Origin of the sequence: Chitinophaga eiseniae (genome assembly GCF_900167135.1) — a bacterium.
Lineage (GTDB): Bacteria > Bacteroidota > Bacteroidia > Chitinophagales > Chitinophagaceae > Chitinophaga > Chitinophaga eiseniae.
In genome coordinates this window covers 428,617-445,633 of sequence record NZ_FUWZ01000002.1, presented here as the reverse complement: position 1 = coordinate 445,633, position 17,017 = coordinate 428,617, and the positions used below count along the sequence as shown (strand labels likewise).

13 protein-coding genes are annotated in these 17,017 nt (G+C 49.8%); 9 read left to right on the top strand and 4 right to left on the bottom strand.

Translation table 11 applies throughout. The features are described 5' to 3' along the window. Positions 1 to 57 precede the first annotated feature (57 nt). Both B5D63_RS11330 and B5D63_RS11325 read left to right on the top strand, forming a co-directional pair. Positions 58 to 675, top strand: a complete 618-nt coding sequence (locus tag B5D63_RS11330; protein ID WP_078668923.1) for a hypothetical protein — start codon at positions 58 to 60, stop codon at positions 673 to 675. Positions 676 to 684: 9 nt separating this feature from the next. Further along, positions 685 to 1,200 carry a GNAT family N-acetyltransferase gene (locus B5D63_RS11325; protein WP_078668922.1) on the top strand — a complete coding sequence of 172 codons (516 nt, stop codon included), beginning with the start codon at positions 685 to 687 and terminating at the stop codon, positions 1,198 to 1,200. Here B5D63_RS11325 and B5D63_RS34635 read toward each other — a convergent pair. After that, positions 1,197 to 2,609 (bottom strand): DUF6600 domain-containing protein, encoded by a 1,413-nt coding sequence (locus tag B5D63_RS34635; RefSeq protein ID WP_143312873.1) that lies wholly within the window; start codon positions 2,607 to 2,609, stop codon positions 1,197 to 1,199. The two genes, B5D63_RS11325 and B5D63_RS34635, sit on opposite strands and share 4 nt — an antisense overlap. Positions 2,610 to 3,011: 402 nt before the next feature. Here B5D63_RS34635 and B5D63_RS11315 point away from each other — a divergent pair, with 402 nt between their 5' ends. Then, complete coding sequence (locus tag B5D63_RS11315) at positions 3,012 to 3,860, top strand: DUF4349 domain-containing protein (protein WP_078670280.1); 849 nt, start codon at positions 3,012 to 3,014, stop codon at positions 3,858 to 3,860. A gap of 125 nt (positions 3,861 to 3,985) precedes the next feature. On the opposite strand, the gene B5D63_RS11310 is transcribed toward B5D63_RS11315, so the two are convergent. Then, on the bottom strand, positions 3,986 to 5,215 hold the full coding sequence (locus tag B5D63_RS11310) for a purple acid phosphatase family protein (protein WP_200816986.1): 1,230 nt from the start codon (positions 5,213 to 5,215) through the stop codon (positions 3,986 to 3,988). Positions 5,216 to 5,556: 341 nt separating this feature from the next. Here B5D63_RS11310 and atpD point away from each other — a divergent pair, with 341 nt between their 5' ends. After that, positions 5,557 to 7,059, top strand: a complete 1,503-nt coding sequence (gene atpD / locus B5D63_RS11305; protein WP_078668920.1) for a F0F1 ATP synthase subunit beta — start codon at positions 5,557 to 5,559, stop codon at positions 7,057 to 7,059. Between the two features lie 50 nt (positions 7,060 to 7,109). Then, positions 7,110 to 7,367: an ATP synthase F1 subunit epsilon gene (atpC, locus tag B5D63_RS11300; protein ID WP_078668919.1), complete on the top strand. Its 258-nt coding sequence runs from the start codon at positions 7,110 to 7,112 to the stop codon at positions 7,365 to 7,367. 516 nt (positions 7,368 to 7,883) lie between these two features. Here the strand turns inward: atpC and B5D63_RS11295 are convergent. Further along, entirely contained in the window at positions 7,884 to 8,441 is a 558-nt protein-coding gene (locus B5D63_RS11295) for a YqgE/AlgH family protein (protein WP_235021516.1), read from the bottom strand. A 457-nt stretch (positions 8,442 to 8,898) separates the two neighbouring features. On the opposite strand from B5D63_RS11295, the gene B5D63_RS11290 reads away from it, so the two are divergent. Beyond that, positions 8,899 to 10,269, top strand: a complete 1,371-nt coding sequence (locus tag B5D63_RS11290) for a sensor histidine kinase (RefSeq protein ID WP_078668917.1) — start codon at positions 8,899 to 8,901, stop codon at positions 10,267 to 10,269. A gap of 16 nt (positions 10,270 to 10,285) precedes the next feature. Then, positions 10,286 to 11,098 carry a HesA/MoeB/ThiF family protein gene (locus tag B5D63_RS11285; RefSeq protein WP_078668916.1) on the top strand — a complete coding sequence of 271 codons (813 nt, stop codon included), beginning with the start codon at positions 10,286 to 10,288 and terminating at the stop codon, positions 11,096 to 11,098. A 71-nt stretch (positions 11,099 to 11,169) separates the two neighbouring features. Here B5D63_RS11285 and B5D63_RS11280 read toward each other — a convergent pair whose 3' ends face one another. Continuing rightward, the gene (locus tag B5D63_RS11280; protein ID WP_078668915.1) at positions 11,170 to 12,081 is read right to left on the bottom strand and encodes a S66 peptidase family protein; all 912 of its coding nucleotides are present in this window, start codon (positions 12,079 to 12,081) and stop codon (positions 11,170 to 11,172) included. A 128-nt stretch (positions 12,082 to 12,209) separates the two neighbouring features. Between B5D63_RS11280 and metG the strand changes: the two genes are divergently transcribed. Beyond that, positions 12,210 to 14,315 carry a methionine--tRNA ligase gene (metG, locus tag B5D63_RS11275; RefSeq protein WP_078668914.1) on the top strand — a complete coding sequence of 702 codons (2,106 nt, stop codon included), beginning with the start codon at positions 12,210 to 12,212 and terminating at the stop codon, positions 14,313 to 14,315. A gap of 230 nt (positions 14,316 to 14,545) precedes the next feature. Continuing rightward, positions 14,546 to 16,945, top strand: a complete 2,400-nt coding sequence (locus B5D63_RS11270) for a 3-hydroxyacyl-CoA dehydrogenase/enoyl-CoA hydratase family protein (RefSeq protein ID WP_078668913.1) — start codon at positions 14,546 to 14,548, stop codon at positions 16,943 to 16,945. Positions 16,946 to 17,017 lie beyond the last annotated feature (72 nt).

Genomic DNA, 17,017 nt, shown 5'->3' with positions numbered 1-17,017 from the left:
AATTTGCGCAAAAATAAGAAAAACAGCCGTTGGCATTATTTTTTCTGCTGATATCTTATGAAGCGAAACTATATCGTCCCTCTGATCCTCTGTATATTCACCATTATCCTCGCATTGGGCTATTGCCGGCAGCAAACGGAAGTACGGAGAGTACTGACGGAAAACCAGCGACTGTGGAATGAAAACCGCGACCTGCGCAAAAGCCTGGAACAAAGTAATAATGTAAGCCGTCAGATCGACGACCACCAGGACGTTCAGCAGCGGGTGGCAGGGCAGTTTGTGGAAAGACGGGCCTATTACCGCCGCAACTGGCAGCAGTTTATCACGGTTACCAACAGCGACTACCGCACCGGCTTCCTGGGCGGCATCAAAAACCTCAGTATCACCGTCCGCAATCAAACAGAATACCCGATCGATAATGCAGTGGTAACGGTGCAGTATATGCGCAGTAACGGCGAGGTGTTTAAAACGGAACAATACACTATCAATAATATCCCCGAAAAAGGTGAGCGAAGCGTAGCTGCCTCCAACAGCCGCAAAGGCAGCAAAGTAAGCGTAAAGCTGGTGAGCGTTACCAGTCAGGCGATGAACTTCTGCTGGGCCGCCGGCAAACCCGCGCCGGCCGGAAACCCTGACCCGTTTGAGTGCGTGCCCTCCCCGCCGAAGAATCCTTAACTTTGGCGCATGATCACATTACAACAGGTAGCTATCCCCGGTGAGGCCATCAAAGAACTGTATGAAGAAGCTTTCCCCTATGAGGAAAGGCGGGACTGGCCGGTGGTATTGTCGCTGCTGGACAGCGGCAAGCTGAAAATGCTGCGGCTGGAAAAAGAAGGCGCTTTTGCCGGATTTGTTTGCTACTGGCCTTTACCGGATTATACTTTTGTGGAATACCTGGCAGTACATGCGTCTGCCCGCGGCGGCGGCATCGGAACCCATATCATGGAAGAACTGGAAAAACGTTTCGCCCCGTTGGTTTTGGAGGTGGAGCCACCACTGACGGAACAAGCAAAACGTCGTATCGTTTTTTATGAAAGACTGGGTTACCAGGCTTTTGATCAGCCCTATTACCAGCCTCCCTACCACAACGGACACCAGCCGCTGGAACTGCGCTTAATGCAGAAAGGTTCCACCCATGACGGTGAAACCTTCCTGAAAATAAGAAATCAGATTTATCGTTTCGTTTACAACATCGGTTAACCTCTTCTTACCCTTTCTCCATTGCCACTGCCGCCGCCATTACCGCCACCGGATTCTCCGCCGCGGGATGGACGGGACTGCTGCTGTTGTTGTTGCTGTTGTCTTTGCATTTGCTGTTGTTGCTGCTGTTGCTGACGTTGTATTCTTTCCATCTGTTGTTGCTGTTGTTGCTGCTGGCGCATCTGCTGCTGTTGCTGTTCACGCTGCGCCCTTTGCTGTTGTTCCCTTTGTTGTTGCTGTTGTCTCATCTGCTGATCGCGTTGCATCTGCTGTTCGCGTTGTATCCTTTGCTGTTGTTGCTGTTGTTCCTGCTGTTGCTGACGGATCTGTTGCTGTTGTTGTTCGCGCTGCGCCCTTTGCTGTTGTTCCATTTGCTGCTGTTGCCTTATCTGCTGGTCGCGCTGTATCTGCTGGTCCCGTTGTATCCGTTGCTGTTGCTGTTGTTGCTGTATTTGTTGCTGTTGTATCTGTTGCTGATTGTTATTCGGTACTCTGGACGGACGATCGTATCCCGGCTGAACACCGCCGCGGTTATTGGTGTTGTTATTATTGTTATTCCCGTTGTTATAGTTCGGTTCGCGGGAAACGCGGCCGCTATTATTGTTATTGCCGTTGTTACCGTTGTTGATGTTGCCGTTGTTGCCGTTTACTACGCGGCTGGGCCTACCGGCGTCACCCCTGTTAAGGGAAGATGCATCCGGACGGAAAATCTGCAACTGGTTGTTTTGTATCCTGCCGGCACCGGGTCTGTCGCTATTAGCCACTCTTACAGGTCTTACATTGCTGCCGGTATACCGTTCCACTTCCCTTACGTTAGGACCTCTGGATATCCTGCCATTACCATAGTTATTGTTGATAATGGTGGTATTGTTGATGATGGTGGTGTTCCGGCTGTTGTTGATATAATAATTGTTGATCTGCCGGCTGCCAATATATCTTCTGGGAACAAACGCCCAGTAGGAAGTCGGCATATGGTAGGAAGAAGGCCCCATTGGCGCCCATCCGTAATAATCTCCTCCACTTCTCCAATCAACCCATGCCGGTCCCCATTCGTTGCCGGGTATCCACATCCATCCATACATGCCGTCAAACATCCAGCGGCCGTAGTGGAAAGCTGCCCATCCCCAGGAATAGTCAGACATCCAGGTCCATCCATAATCGGTGTAAACCCAGTGCCCTCCGGTGTAGTAAGGACGGAAGTCCGCTCCTGCGTTAGGTATCCAAACCTGGTTGTAGCCGGGATAATTCATCCACCGGCCGTAGGGACTCAATTCATCATAAAAAGAGATGGAAGCCCCCACCTGTACCTGTGGTCCCGGGCTGTAGGCTGAATATGTGCTGGCGCAACTACCCAGAAAGAAGGATATAAGTAAAAGAGATAATCCTGTGTTTTTAATTAATCTGTTCATACTCCTGTTTTTTAGTCCTGATTGGTTTCGCTGTTATTAGACTTTGCGGAGATTCTATGGCTTGTTTTTGCGTGTTCCGGTTTATACTTCAATGATCTGCTACTAGTATCGTGTGGTGTTTCAAACGCGGTCTAAATGCAGTTAGTCATTAAGGCGAAATGTTAAACAAAATTGTTAAAATTTTTATAACGCTTTTCGCTGCAGATAGAGCGTTACAACTGCTATCAGGCAAAAATGATTCCAATTTATTTACCTAAATCTAAGTCGTACTGATCCAATGTTTTAGGAATTGCGTATTATTGCTGTGTGAATGATTTTCATCATGTGAGATTTTGTTTAACTGCCAACCCCCCTTTGTCATAATTTTGAATGCTTTTTTCTTACCCAAAAACCTATATGCCCATGTCCGTTTTACCAACGTTGAAGTATAAACGAATTTTTACCTGGCTGGTCCTTTTATTCGTGGTAATGTTCCTGCTCCGCCTGTTATATGGCTATACGTACTCCTACACGAACGAAAGTGTTGGTCAGCAAGAGAGTTTCCTCTCGCAGGTACAGCAAAAAAACTATGCCTCTGAGAAAAAAATCCAGCTGAAAGGAGATGTGGCCCCGGTTCCGGCAGCCTCCAGTCAGAAGTATGAAAAAGTAGCGTACGTAAACTCTCGTTCCACCAGTTTTACGGAAGATGAAAAGCAACTGCATGGCACCATCCGTCAGTTTGGCGCGATCATCCAGTACCAGCAGGAATCGGGCAACAAGGGCAATCGCGATCTCCGGTTGATGATTGGCGTATCACCGGAAAAATTTGATTCCTGCTACTATGCTATCCAGAGAATCGGGACCATCAAATCTACCAGCATTACCAAAGTGGATAAAACGAATGAGTATCGGAAACTCAATGCCAGCAAGGTGTCTATGGAGAAAAACCTGGCGTCGCTGAACAGCCTGACTTCTCAGCCCGGCAAGATTGACGAACGTATATTGCTGCACGAAAAAATTGCAGAAGTGGAGCGGCAGCTACAGGAGCTGGGCGTGGAACTGGGCAACTTCGATGTGGAAAACGAGTTTTGCACCATACAGTTCAGCATGTATGAAGGTGCGGCGGAACGGGGCATTCCGTTTTATTCGAGAGTTAAGACAGCGCTCGAATGGACCGTGAAATATTATGTGTTGCTGATGGCCGGTCTGTGCCTGGCATCGCTGGGCGCCTGGCTGCTGCTGAAAGTACTGACCATGATAAAAACATCATAGTTGTTTTAGGATTTTTTGATGTGCGATTTTGGAATTTTTGGATGGATAAAAAAGAAGACCGGAGCGATTATAACCCGCTACGGTCTTCTTTTTTATCCATCCAAAAATTGTAAATCCCCCAATCCTTAAATGGTGTACTCGCCGACTTTCGTTCCGTCGTCGCGCAGCATAGTGAGGGTGAGCTGCTTTTGATCGGCTTTTATTTTAATCAGCGTGCGTTTGCCTTCCTGCGGGCCTCCGCCGATGATCAGCGGGTAGTTATGCTGCCCGGAGACAGGCGCGTGCACGCCATAGGTGTGTGTATGGCCGCATACCAGCAGGTCTATTTTGTATTTATTGAACAGCGGGCCAAAGAGCTGGCGGCAGTGGGACGCGCCGTGCCAGTCGCCGCCATGGTAGTGGGGGATGTGCATCAGTACCACTTTATGTTTTGCCTTTTTATAGGCCGGGCTTTGCAGTTGTTTTTCCAGCCAGCGTGCCTGTTCTTCGCGGTAGCCGTCGAAGTCGGCGATGCCGGCGTATACAGGGGCGCTGTCTTCCTTGTCTTCCCCCGTGTCGAGCACGATGGCGTGTACGGGGCCCCAGGTAAAGGAAAAGTAGCTGCCATGCCCCGGGTTGTCAAAGTACTGATGCCATTCACGGGCGTATTTGCCGCGTGTTTCGTGGTTACCTCTCACGTACATGAAAGGTTTCTGTGTGGAAAAGGTGTCGCCGCAGGGGGAGAGCAGGTGGTCAATGATCTGTTGTTCGTTGGACTGATAATCAAACATATCGCCGTTGAAGAACACAAAATCGTAAGGATCGTTGCCGTTGAGGCCCATCAGGTGGGGGATGGACTTGGGACGGTCGTGTATATCGTTGAGCATGAGCCAGGACACTTCTTTCGCCTGCGTGTTGGGCGCAGTGAAGGTGTAGGTGTCGCTGGTGAGGGTGTTGCCGTAGGTAAGTTTGTAGGGCTGAAAATCGGTGATTTCCCTGGAGAGCACGCGGTAACTGTATTGTTTTCCGGGTTCGAGGTGGGATAGTGCTATCCGGTGGAGCTGGTTGTTGGCATCCACCAGTCCTTTCGTTATGCTGTGGGCTTTCTGGTTGAGCTGGCCGTCGGTACCGTATTCCACCCAGCTGTAGCAGGGGCGGGAGGTGAGCCACATGACCGTGATGGTATCGGGGGCGGGCATTTGCAGGTACGGTTTGCACAGGAAGGCGTGGGCGGGCTCATCAGTGGTGGTAGTGGTATCCCTTTTACGGGTGGCGCCGGCAGCGAGGGGTGCCAGGCCTGTGACGCCGAGCAGACCTGCTTTGGACAGGTTGCCCAGGAAGCTGCGGCGTGACAGTTCATTGTTCATTTTCTTCATATTATAGTCAGATATATGTGAGGAATCGCTAAAAATAGTTAGCAATAAAAGAAAAGGGCATTATTTTTATATGAACGGAGGAGGGAACAGAGCAGAAAGGGGCGAGAAGTTATAAATATTGAAAAATCTATATTTGACACATTCCGCGTTGTCTGGCCGCGAATTTGGCTGTTGATAACTGAAAACAACCTGTAAATTGAGGCCTAAAAAGGTTTTTTTTCCTCAATAGCTTTTTGATTTTCCCCCATTTACTATTACCTTTGCGCCAAATTTTAGAAACGATTCTGGTAATCGTTTTTGAGGAAATAACTTTTTAGTATTTTATAAACCTCTTTAAAAATATGCCTAACACAGGTAAGATCAAACAAATTATCGGTCCCGTGGTGGACGTGCACTTTGATGACAAATTGCCCGAAATCTACAACGCATTGGAAATTACCCGCGAAAATGGTCAGAAAGTAGTATTAGAAGTACAACAGCACCTGGGTGAGGACAGTGTACGTTGCGTGGCAATGGACTCCACTGATGGTATGGTTCGCGGAATGGCCGTAGTGGACAAAGGTGCACCTATCAAAATGCCAATTGGTGACCAGGTGAAAGGACGTTTGTTCAATGTGGTAGGTGAGGCTATCGACGGTCTGGGTGATATCGCAACTGACAACGGTTACCCCATTCACCGCCAGCCGCCTAAATTTGAGGACCTGGCTACCGATACCGAAGTACTGTTCACCGGTATTAAAGTAATTGACCTGATCGAGCCTTACGCAAAAGGTGGTAAAATCGGTCTGTTCGGTGGTGCGGGTGTAGGTAAAACCGTATTGATCCAGGAGCTGATCAACAACATTGCAAAAGGTTATGAAGGTCTGTCCGTATTTGCCGGCGTGGGTGAGCGTACCCGTGAAGGTAATGACCTGATGCGTGAAATGATTGAAGCCAACATCGTAAAATATGGCCCTAAGTTCATAGAATCCATGGAACATGGAAACTGGGACGTAACCGCTGTAGATAAAGAATTACTGAAACAGTCACAGGCAACCTTTGTGTTCGGTCAGATGAACGAACCTCCCGGAGCCCGTGCGCGTGTGGCCCTGTCCGGTCTGACCCTGGCGGAATACTTCCGTGATGGTGACGGCTCTGCAGGTGGCGGCCGTGATATCCTGTTCTTCGTAGACAACATCTTCCGTTTCACCCAGGCAGGTTCCGAAGTATCCGCGCTGTTAGGCCGTATGCCTTCTGCGGTGGGTTACCAGCCAACCCTTGCCACTGAGATGGGTCTGATGCAGGAACGTATCACTTCTACCAAAAACGGTTCCATTACCTCCGTACAGGCGGTATATGTACCTGCGGATGACTTGACCGACCCTGCTCCGGCAACTACCTTCTCCCACCTGGACGCTACCACCGTATTGGACCGTAAAATCTCCGACCTTGGTATCTACCCGGCAGTAAGCCCGCTGGATTCTACTTCCCGTATCCTCACCCCGGCGATCGTGGGTGAAGCACACTACAACTGTGCGCAACGTGTGAAACAAATCCTGCAGCGCTATAAAGAATTACAGGACATCATCGCCATCCTCGGCCTGGACGAGCTGAGCGACGAAGATAAACTGACGGTATCCCGCGCCCGCCGTGTACAACGTTTCCTGTCACAACCTTTCCACGTGGCAGAACAGTTTACCGGTCTGAAAGGTGTACTGGTACCGATCGAAGAAACCATCCGTGGCTTTAACATGATCATGGACGGTGAAGTGGACGAATATCCTGAAGCAGCCTTCAACCTTGTAGGTTCTATCGATCAGGCTATCGAAAAAGGTAAGAAATTACTGGAAGCAGCTAATAACTAATCCGAATGGTCCCCCGGGACCATTTACCAATCACCATTCACGATCATAACATGCTATTAGAAGTATTAACACCAGAAAGAAAATTATATGCAGGCGAAGTGTACGGCGTACAACTGCCCGGCATTGATGGTTCTTTTGAAATACTGGATAAACATGCGCCCTTAATCGCAGCGCTCGGAAATGGTAAAATGAAAGTGCTGAAGGATAAAAGCCACAGCGAATTCTTTACTATCACCGGCGGCTTCGTGGAAGTGCTGCGCAACAAGGCTACTGTGCTCGTAGAAGGTGCGGTGGCAGTAGAAAAATAACCTACTACCAGTAGTTATATATCATTTAACGGACAGGCCGGGTAAGATTACCCGGCCTTCGTTTTGTCCTAACTATTCCAATCTTAGAAGACCCGTCAGCCAGGTATGAATACCCCCCGGGATTTCCGCTAATCCTCACTTCCGTACAATACGTCCCCGCAGGGCCCACATTACTGTCGGACCGCGGTTATGCACGTACATCCATGAGCAGCCCTTTCACAGGCTGTGTATATTACCTAATGAATAATGCGCTTATTAACTGTTGATATAATTCTTCCTATCGTTGTCTCAGGTAAATTCGGGCGTCTTTCTGTGAAGGTGCAATGTTTTTCATAGGTAGCCTTCATAGGTGTATTCTATCGGTTGTTCCTTACCTGAACTATAACGGGTTATTTTGTGTTATTACTTTAGCAAGATATTTAATTTGTTGCAAAAAAAGTCATTCCTTTTTATTCATTTTTGCACAAATAGCCTCTCCCGAAGCACATCTGCTTCGCTTTCAAATTATTAGAAAATTTAATTTAGTGAAGGATCGATAGGAAAATTTGCCATCATGGCGAAATTACTGCCAAGATTTCTCAACGCCTGCTGCCATATTTGCTGCTCCCGCGATTCAAATACCAGCGACGGCGTGCTCTCGGAAGGGATCCACGACTTCTCCCGCAGCTCTTCCTCCAGTTGGCCGGTTGTCCAGCCGGAATAACCAATGAAAAATTTGATCTTCTGCAAATCCAGCGCACCCTGGTTCAGCAATTCCACCACATCGTCAAACCGGCCGCCCCAGTACACTCCCGGCACCACCTGCACCCCTCCCTGGATCTGGTCGGGCAGCTGATGCAGAAAATGAATGGTGTCTACCTGTACCGGCCCCCCGTAATAAACCGGGATGCCTGGATAAATGACGTCAGGGATCAAACTGTCCAGCGTCTGGTCAAATAACCTGTTGATAACGAAGCCAAAACTGCCCTTTTCATCATTTTCACACACAAAAATCACCGTGCGGGCAAAATTGGGATCTTTCAGAAACGGATCGGCTATAAGCAAAATACCGGGCGCCAGACTAACCATATGCATACGTTTTGATCTCTAACCAAATTTAATTAATTGATTACAAAGCAGGAAAGAAATAAAAAGGAAAAAAAGAGTGGTTAGGAAGGATAACAAAACTCATTGAAAAAGAAGGAAATAAAAAAAGGAGGCTAGATAACCTCCTTACCATTTTATCAACCAAAATCTAAATCGCTTATGGAACGAATCCACGTCGATGTATGTAGAAAGTTTAATTTACTTTGTTATAATTGTTACTAATCAAATTTAGTACCAATTCTGTAAAGCAAAGGTAAGGAAAGTCGCATTAATAAAATCAGACATCCCCCGTTAAAATTACGTTAAAGTAATATTGTATTGATGTTAAGACGCCTCGCAGCGTTTGTAACTATTTAATTTTGTATCATAGTTGCTATAGCAAATATCTTTTTTAACAAGGTTTAATATATCAGGTTAAGTATATTTAAGGCCTGAGCAGAATTTCATGATACCACTAAAGAAAATTTTTCCTGTAATCGTCATCCTGATCACGCTGTCCCTGCTGGGCATTATCTACATCCAGGTAAGCTGGATCAAAAGTGCCATTGCTATCAAAAAAGAACAACGGGTGGAACAATCCACCAAAATGATCAGCGAAGTACAGAATGATATGCTGGCGGCCCGGCAGACATACGCCATGTTCCGTTTCGAGAAAAGAGAGCCGGCCACCACCGTAAAAGGTTTCGGTCTCGACGTGACCAGGGGCGAAGTATACCTCCCGCCGATGAGTGAAGTATACACCAATCCGCAGAAACTAAGGAAGCTCATCCAGGATAAAATGAGGAGTAATCACCTCGATTCGGCCCGTTTTGAGTTCGCCATCCTCACCCCCATTCAGGGAATCGGTTCCCAGCCCAGGGTACACTCGGCCAATTTTGAAACGGCCTACCGCCAGAATATGGAAGACAGCGTCAGCGAAAGGAAACGGTACCACATCACCTATATCATGCTGGATGAACTGAATAACCTCGGCCCGCAGACTGAGACGCTCATGATCATCATGCCAACGGTAGACGATTCCATCGCCCGGCAGCTGGGCATGATGATCACCGGCAGCATCCTCTTTACCATCATCATCATCACCGCATTTGCCCTGACCATCCGCACCCTGCTGAACCAGAAAAAACTGTCGGAAATAAAATCGGATTTTATCAATAACATGACCCACGAGCTGAAAACACCCCTGGCCACCATTTCCCTGGCCATCGATGCTATCGGGAATGAAAAAGTGATGAACAACACCGATAAAATCCGCTACTTCTCCGGTATCATCAAAGAAGAAAACAAAAGGATGAACAAACAGGTGGAAAGCATCCTGCAGTCGGCCCTTCTGGAAAAAGATGAGATAGGCCTCAAACTGCAGGCAATGGACGTGCATGAGGTCATCCGTAATACCACCGACAACCTGCAGCTGCAGCTGGAATCCAAAAACGGCGTGGTAGACCTGCAGCTGGATGCCATTAACCCGGTGATCATGGCGGACGATGTGCATTTCTCCAATGTGGTGTTTAATCTGCTGGACAACGCCATCAAATATTCCAACGAGAACCTGGAAGTCAAAATACAAACCTATAATACGCGCAAAAGCCTGTTTATCATTATCACAGACAACGGTATCGGTATGAGCCGGGATACTATTTCCCGTATCTTTGAAAAATTCTACCGCGCCCACACAGGAAACGTGCACAACGTAAAAGGTTTCGGCCTCGGCCTCACCTATGTAAAGGCCATCGTAGACGCCCACAAGGGAAAAATAAAAGTGGAAAGTACCGTAGGGAAAGGCAGTAAGTTCACCCTCGAGTTCCCACAGGAATAGATAAAAGATCCAGCGTATGACATTAAGTGAAAAAGAACTGCAGCATTTTAAATATCCCATCGCTGTGCCGGGCATCGGCATCGACATGCAGGATAAACTGAAAAACGCCCGTGTACTGGTGGTCGGCGCCGGTGGCCTCGGCAGCCCTGTGCTGCAATACCTCAGCGCCAGCGGTGTTGGCGTGATCGGCATTGCCGACTATGGCGTGATCAATGATGAAGACATGCACCGGCAGCCGGTGTATCAGATGCAGGATATCCGTAAACATAAAGCGAAAATGGCTGCCAGCCGGTTATGGGCGGTCAACCCATACACCAAACATTACCCGATGCTGGTGCAGGCTAAACCGGAAAATATCGCGCTGCTGCTGCCCGGCTTCGATCTGGTGATCGATTGCACCCAGCACCAGCCAACACATCTCCTGCTCAATGACGCCTGCGTGAAACACGACCTCCCGCTGGTGATCGGTGAAGTACACAACTGGCAGGCCTGGTATGGCGGTTTTAATATACTGCTGCCCGACGGCAGCCGGTCCGCCACCTACCGCTGCGCCCTGCCGCTCACAGAAGAATACCGCAACTTCGACGCCGGCGCCCTGGGCGCCACCCACGGCGCCACCGGCATGCATATCGTGCTCGAAGTGATCAAATACCTGATAGAAGTGCCCGGCGGCCTCGCCGGTAAATTATACGGCATCGATTATCTCCATAACCTCACCACCGTACACGAGCTCGCCGTCAACGCCGAAGTGCTGGAAAACACCCGCACCGCCGGCATTCTCACGGCAGACGAATACGGACTGGAGATTGTGCCGGATGTCGAAGACTAAATTGTGATAACCATAAATAAGAAAGCACCCACATCGGGTGCTTTCTTATTTATAATTTATAGCCAGAGGTATTAAATGTGTAGTTTCAGAGAGCTGCGCAACTCACCTACCTTCAGTTCGTGTTTCATGCCCAGTTTCAGCGAGTAGTTCTCCTGCTGATGCCCGGACGGGAAGCCGAAACATACCGGGTAGTCATATTCTTTTACCATATTGTGGATGATCTCGTATTCGGTCTGACCGAAAGGCGTTGTGGTTTCCCTGCCATCGGTAAAAGCGCCTACCACCAGGCCGGCGAGTTTGTCGAGCCAGCCGGCACGTTTGAGGTTATACATCATCCTGTCGATATTATAGCGGTATTCTCCGATATCTTCGAGCAGGAGAATTTTATCTTTGGTATCGATCTGCGATTTGCTGCCGGAAGCATTGGCCAGCAGGGAGAGGTTGCCGCCTACCAGCAGGCCGGAGGCGCTGCCTTCGCGGTTCAGTGTATGCGAGGCCGTAGTATAGCGGTAGGACTTGCCCTTCAGCACGGCTGCCAGGCTGCTGACGTATTCATCCCCGGCTGTTTCCGGCGTGATGCCACTGCACATCAGCGAGTGGATGGTGGGGATGCCGTAACGCTGGTGGATATGGGCGTGCAGGGTGGTCACATCGCTGTAGCCACAGAGCCATTTGGGATGTTTGCGGAAACGGGTAAAATCGAGCTTGTCAAGAATACACACCATACCGTAGCCGCCGCGTCCGAACACGATCGCCTTTATTTCGGGATCATCCAGCATATCCTGCAGCTCTTCCAACCGAAGCTCGTCCGGCGCAGAGAAATTATGAAAGCTGGTACCCACCGTGATGCCCAGGTGCACCCGGTAGCCCCAGGAGGAAATCACGCCGGCAGCATATTCAGCCGCTTGCAACTCCATTTTACTGCTGGGGCACATGACTCCTATCAGATCGCCTTTTTTCAGATATGGCGGAATTTTTACCATTGTTCTTTTGTTTACCTTTGCAGATTAGTGAATACTTTTACTATTCGCTAACTAAGGTGATAAATTGTTTGGTGATTCCAAAAACAAAAACGAGAAAAGAAATTTATTTAAGCATTCTTTAAGATAGTATGGGAAATTTTAACAGATATCTAATAACTGCGGCCTTACCTTATGCCAATGGCCCCGTCCATATTGGACACCTGGCTGGGTGCTACCTGCCCGCAGATATTTACGTGCGTTATCTGCGCGCTAAAAAGGCAGATGTGAAATTTATTTGCGGTTCTGACGAACACGGGGTGCCTATCACCATCAAAGCGATGAAGGAAAACGTAACCCCGCAGGACGTTGTAGACCGTTACCACAAAATCATCGGCGACAGCTTCGCCGCCATGGGCATCTCTTTCGATATTTTCGCACGCACCAGCGCTCCCATACACCATACCACTGCGTCCGACTTTTTCCTGAAGATGTACAATGACGGCCTCTTTGAAGAAAAAGAATCAGAACAGTACTTCGACCCGGAAAAACAGGTTTTCCTGGCCGACCGCTATATTGTGGGTACCTGCCCCAAATGTGGCAACGATAAAGCCTATGGTGACCAGTGCGAACGCTGCGGCACTTCCCTGAGCCCGGATGAACTGATCAACCCGCACTCGGCCCTCAGCAACGCCGTGCCGGTCAAAAAAGCGACCAAACACTGGTACATGCCCCTCCAGAACTATGAGCCATGGCTGAAAGAATGGCTGCTGGAAGGCCATAAGGACTGGAAAAATAACGTATACGGCCAGTGCAAAAGCTGGCTGGACGCCGGTCTGCAAAGCCGCGCCATGACGCGTGACAGCAACTGGGGCATCAAAGTACCCCTGCCCGACGCAGAAGGCAAAGTGCTGTACGTATGGTTCGACGCCCCTATCGGCTATATCTCCGCCACCAAAGAGCTGACACCTGACTGGGCCGATTACTGGTGCAAGGAAGACACCAAACTGGTGCATTTCATCGGGAAAGACAATATCGTGTTCCACTGTATCATCTTCCCCGCCATGCTCAAGGCCCACGGCGGATTCGTACTGCCGGAAAACGTGCCGGCCAACGAGTTCCTCAACATCGAAGGTGAAAAAGTATCTACCTCCCGCAACTGGGCGGTGTGGGTACACGACTATATCAAAGATTTCCCCGACCAGCAGGACGTGCTCCGTTACGTGCTGTGCGCCACCGCCCCGGAAACAAAAGACAACGACTTTACCTGGAAAGACTTCCAGACCCGCAATAACAGCGAACTGGTAGCCAACCTGGGCAACTTCGTGAACCGCACCATGGTGCTCACGCATAAACTATGCGGCGGTAAAGTGCCCCGCTTGCATGAAGAAGCGGCAGATGATACAGACAAGGAAATGCTCGCCGTATTCCAGGCAACGAAAGAAAGCGTGGAAGCCAGCCTGGAAGCCTACCGTTTCCGCGAAGCCCTCGCGGAAGTAATGGAACTTTCTTCCAAAGGCAACCAGTACATGCAGAAGAAAGAGCCATGGATATTGGCCAAAGCCATCGAAAATATCAAAGCCGGTAAACCTGCAGGTGACTATACCGAGGCCGACATCCCGGCATTACAGGCTAAAATAGACAACTGTCTGCATATCTGCCTGCAGCTGATGGCCAACCTGGCCATCTTCACCCATCCGTTTATGCCTTTCACTTCCCGGAAGATCTGTCATCTCCTGAAAGTGGTAGACCGTATGCTGGAATGGGAAAACGCCGGCAGCGCCAAACTGGTGAGCGTAGGTTACTCCCTGCGCGAACCGGAGCTGCTGTTCAAGAAAATTGAAGACGACACCATCGCCGCACAGGTAGAGAAACTGCACGCTGGCCTCGTGAAACCGGCCGCCGCCGCTGCACAACCTGCCGCACCTGCCAAAGCAGAGATACAGTACGATGATTTCGCCAAACTGGACCTGCGCGTAGGCACCATCATACAGGCCGAAAAAGTGGAAAAAGCAGATAAACTGCTCAAACTGCTGGTAGACATCGGTACAGAACAACGTACAGTCGTTTCCGGTATAGCCATGCACTTTAACCCTGCTGACATCATCGGCAAACAGGTGACACTGGTGGCCAACCTGGCCCCCCGCAAAATGCGCGGTATCGAAAGCCAGGGCATGATCCTCATGGCGGAAGACAACGGTAAACTGGTATTTGTGAACCCGGCAGAAACAGTCGCTCCCGGCAGCGGCGTCAGCTGATCACGCAAAGGATTATAAGTAAGCAAAGAACGCAAAGGAGCGAAGACCACCTTTCAGATCCTGTGATGTATGTACGATCTCCGTCATACTCAGACAAATACGATCTGAAAGGTGGTCTTCGCTCCTTTGCGTTCTTAAACTATCAGCAAAAAACTTTGCGTCTTTGCGAGCCGCCGGTGCCTTTGCGTGAAAAAAAATCCTAAATTCAAGGATCATAAAAGGCTAAAGCTATGCAAAGACACATCAACAAAGTAGCCGTCCTCGGCTCGGGAGTAATGGGATCAAGAATTGCCTGCCACTTTGCAGGTATCGGCGTACAGGTTTTACTGCTGGATATAGCGCCGAAAGAGCTGAATGATGCTGAAAAGAAAAAGAACCTCTCGCCGGAGAGCCCCGCCGTGAAGAACCGGATTGTGAACGATGCGCTGCAAGCTGCCATAAAATCAAACCCCTCGCCGGTATATACCAAAGATGTGATCAAACGCATCAAAACCGGCAACTTCACCGACGATATGAAACGGATAGCCGATGTGGACTGGATCATTGAAGTGGTGGTAGAAAACCTGGACATCAAAAAAACCGTGTTCGAACAGGTGGAGCAATTCCGCAAACCCGGCACCCTCATCACTTCCAACACCTCCGGTATCCCCATCCACCTGATGACGGACGGCCGCAGCGAAGACTTTAAAAAACATTTCTGCGGTACCCACTTCTTTAACCCGCCACGGTACCTGCGCCTGCTCGAAATTATACCCACACCGCATACAGACCCCGCTGTGATCGATTTCCTGATGCACTACGGTGACCTGTACCTCGGCAAAACCACCGTGCTCTGTAAAGACACGCCAGCGTTTATCGCCAACAGGGTAGGGGTATATTCCATCATGGCCATCTTCCATATCATGCAGGAAATGGGACTGGGCATCGACGAAGTGGATGCGCTGACAGGCCCGGTGATCGGGCGTCCCAAATCAGCCACCTTCCGCACCGCTGACGTGGTAGGGATCGACACCCTCGTGAAAGTGGCCAAAGGCGTAAAGGAAAACTGCCCCAACGATGAAGAAGCAGCCATCTTCGATATCCCTCCTTTCCTGCAGAAAGTAGTGGAAAACAACTGGTTGGGCGATAAAACAGGACAAGGCTTCTACAAAAAAACAAAAGGAGAGAGCGGTAAGGAAATTCTTACGCTCAACCTGCAAACGATGGAATACGGGCCTAAACAGAAACCTAAGTTCGCCAGCATCGATGCCGCCAAACCGGTGGAAGACCTGAAACAACGTATCCGCATGCTGGCAGCCGCCACAGATAAAGCCGGACAGTTCTATCAACAGTTTCACGCCCGCCTCTTCGCTTACGTGTCCCACCGCATCCCGGAAATAGCCGATGATATCTACAAAGTGGATGACGCCATGAAAGCCGGCTTCGGATGGGAGATAGGTCCCTTCGAAAGCTGGGACCTGCTGGGAGTGGAAGCGTCCGTAAAACTGATAGAAGAAAAAAGCCTCACCGTAGCACAATGGGTAAAAGACATGCTGGGCAAAGGCATCAAAAGCTTCTACAAAGCGGAAAACGGCAAAAAATTCTACTACGATATCGCTACCCAGGCGTACAAAACTGTACCGGGCGAAGGCGAATTCATCATACTGGAAAACTTCTCCAACAACATCGTCTGGAAAAACAGCGCCTGCAAACTGATAGACATCGGCGACGGTGTGGTATGCTTCGACTGGAAAACCAAGATGAACACCATCGGCGGTGAAGTACTGGAAGGACTCAATAAAGCGGTAGACCGCGCAGAGAAAGACTTCCGCGGACTCGTGGTAGGCAACGAAGGCACCAACTTCTCCGCCGGCGCCAACGTAGGCATGATCTTCATGCTGGCAGCGGAACAGGAATATGATGAGCTGGACATGGCGGTACGCCTCTTCCAGCGCTCTACCATGCGCCTGCGTTATTCTTCCATCCCGGTAGTGGTAGCGCCACATGCGCTGACCCTCGGCGGCGGCTGCGAAATGGCGCTGCACGCTGATAAAGTACAGGCTGCCGCAGAAACGTACATCGGCCTCGTGGAGCTGGGCGTAGGCCTTATCCCCGGTGGCGGCGGCACCAAAGAAATGACCCTCCGCGCCAGCCTCGAATTCAAAGAAGGCCGCATCGAGGAAGAACCACTGAAAGATTACTTCATGACCGTTGCCACCGCCAAAGTGGCCACCTCCGGTTTTGAAGGCTTCGATATGGGCGTGCTCCGCAAAGGACACGATGAGGTGACCATGAACGCCTCCCGCCTGATAGCCGACGCCAAACGCAGCGTGATAACGCTGGCAGACGAAGGTTATACCAAACCGGTGGAAAGGACCGACATCAAAGTAATGGGCCGCAGCGCGCTGGGCGCGCTGCTCGCCGGCGTATATGCCATGCGCTTTGGTAATTACATCTCCGAGCACGATCAGAAAGTGGCCAATAAACTGGCGTACGTGATGTGTGGCGGAGACCTGACAGAACCGTCTTTCGTGAGCGAACAATACCTGCTGGACCTGGAACGGGAAGCCTTCCTGAGCCTCTGCGGTGAACGCAAGACACTGGAACGCCTGCAAAGCGTGATCAAAACAGGTAAACCGGTACGTAACTGATAATTCCCGTCTTATCAACATAAAGGGAAATACAGGGGAGATTTCGCCATAAGATCTTTCACTGTGTTTCCC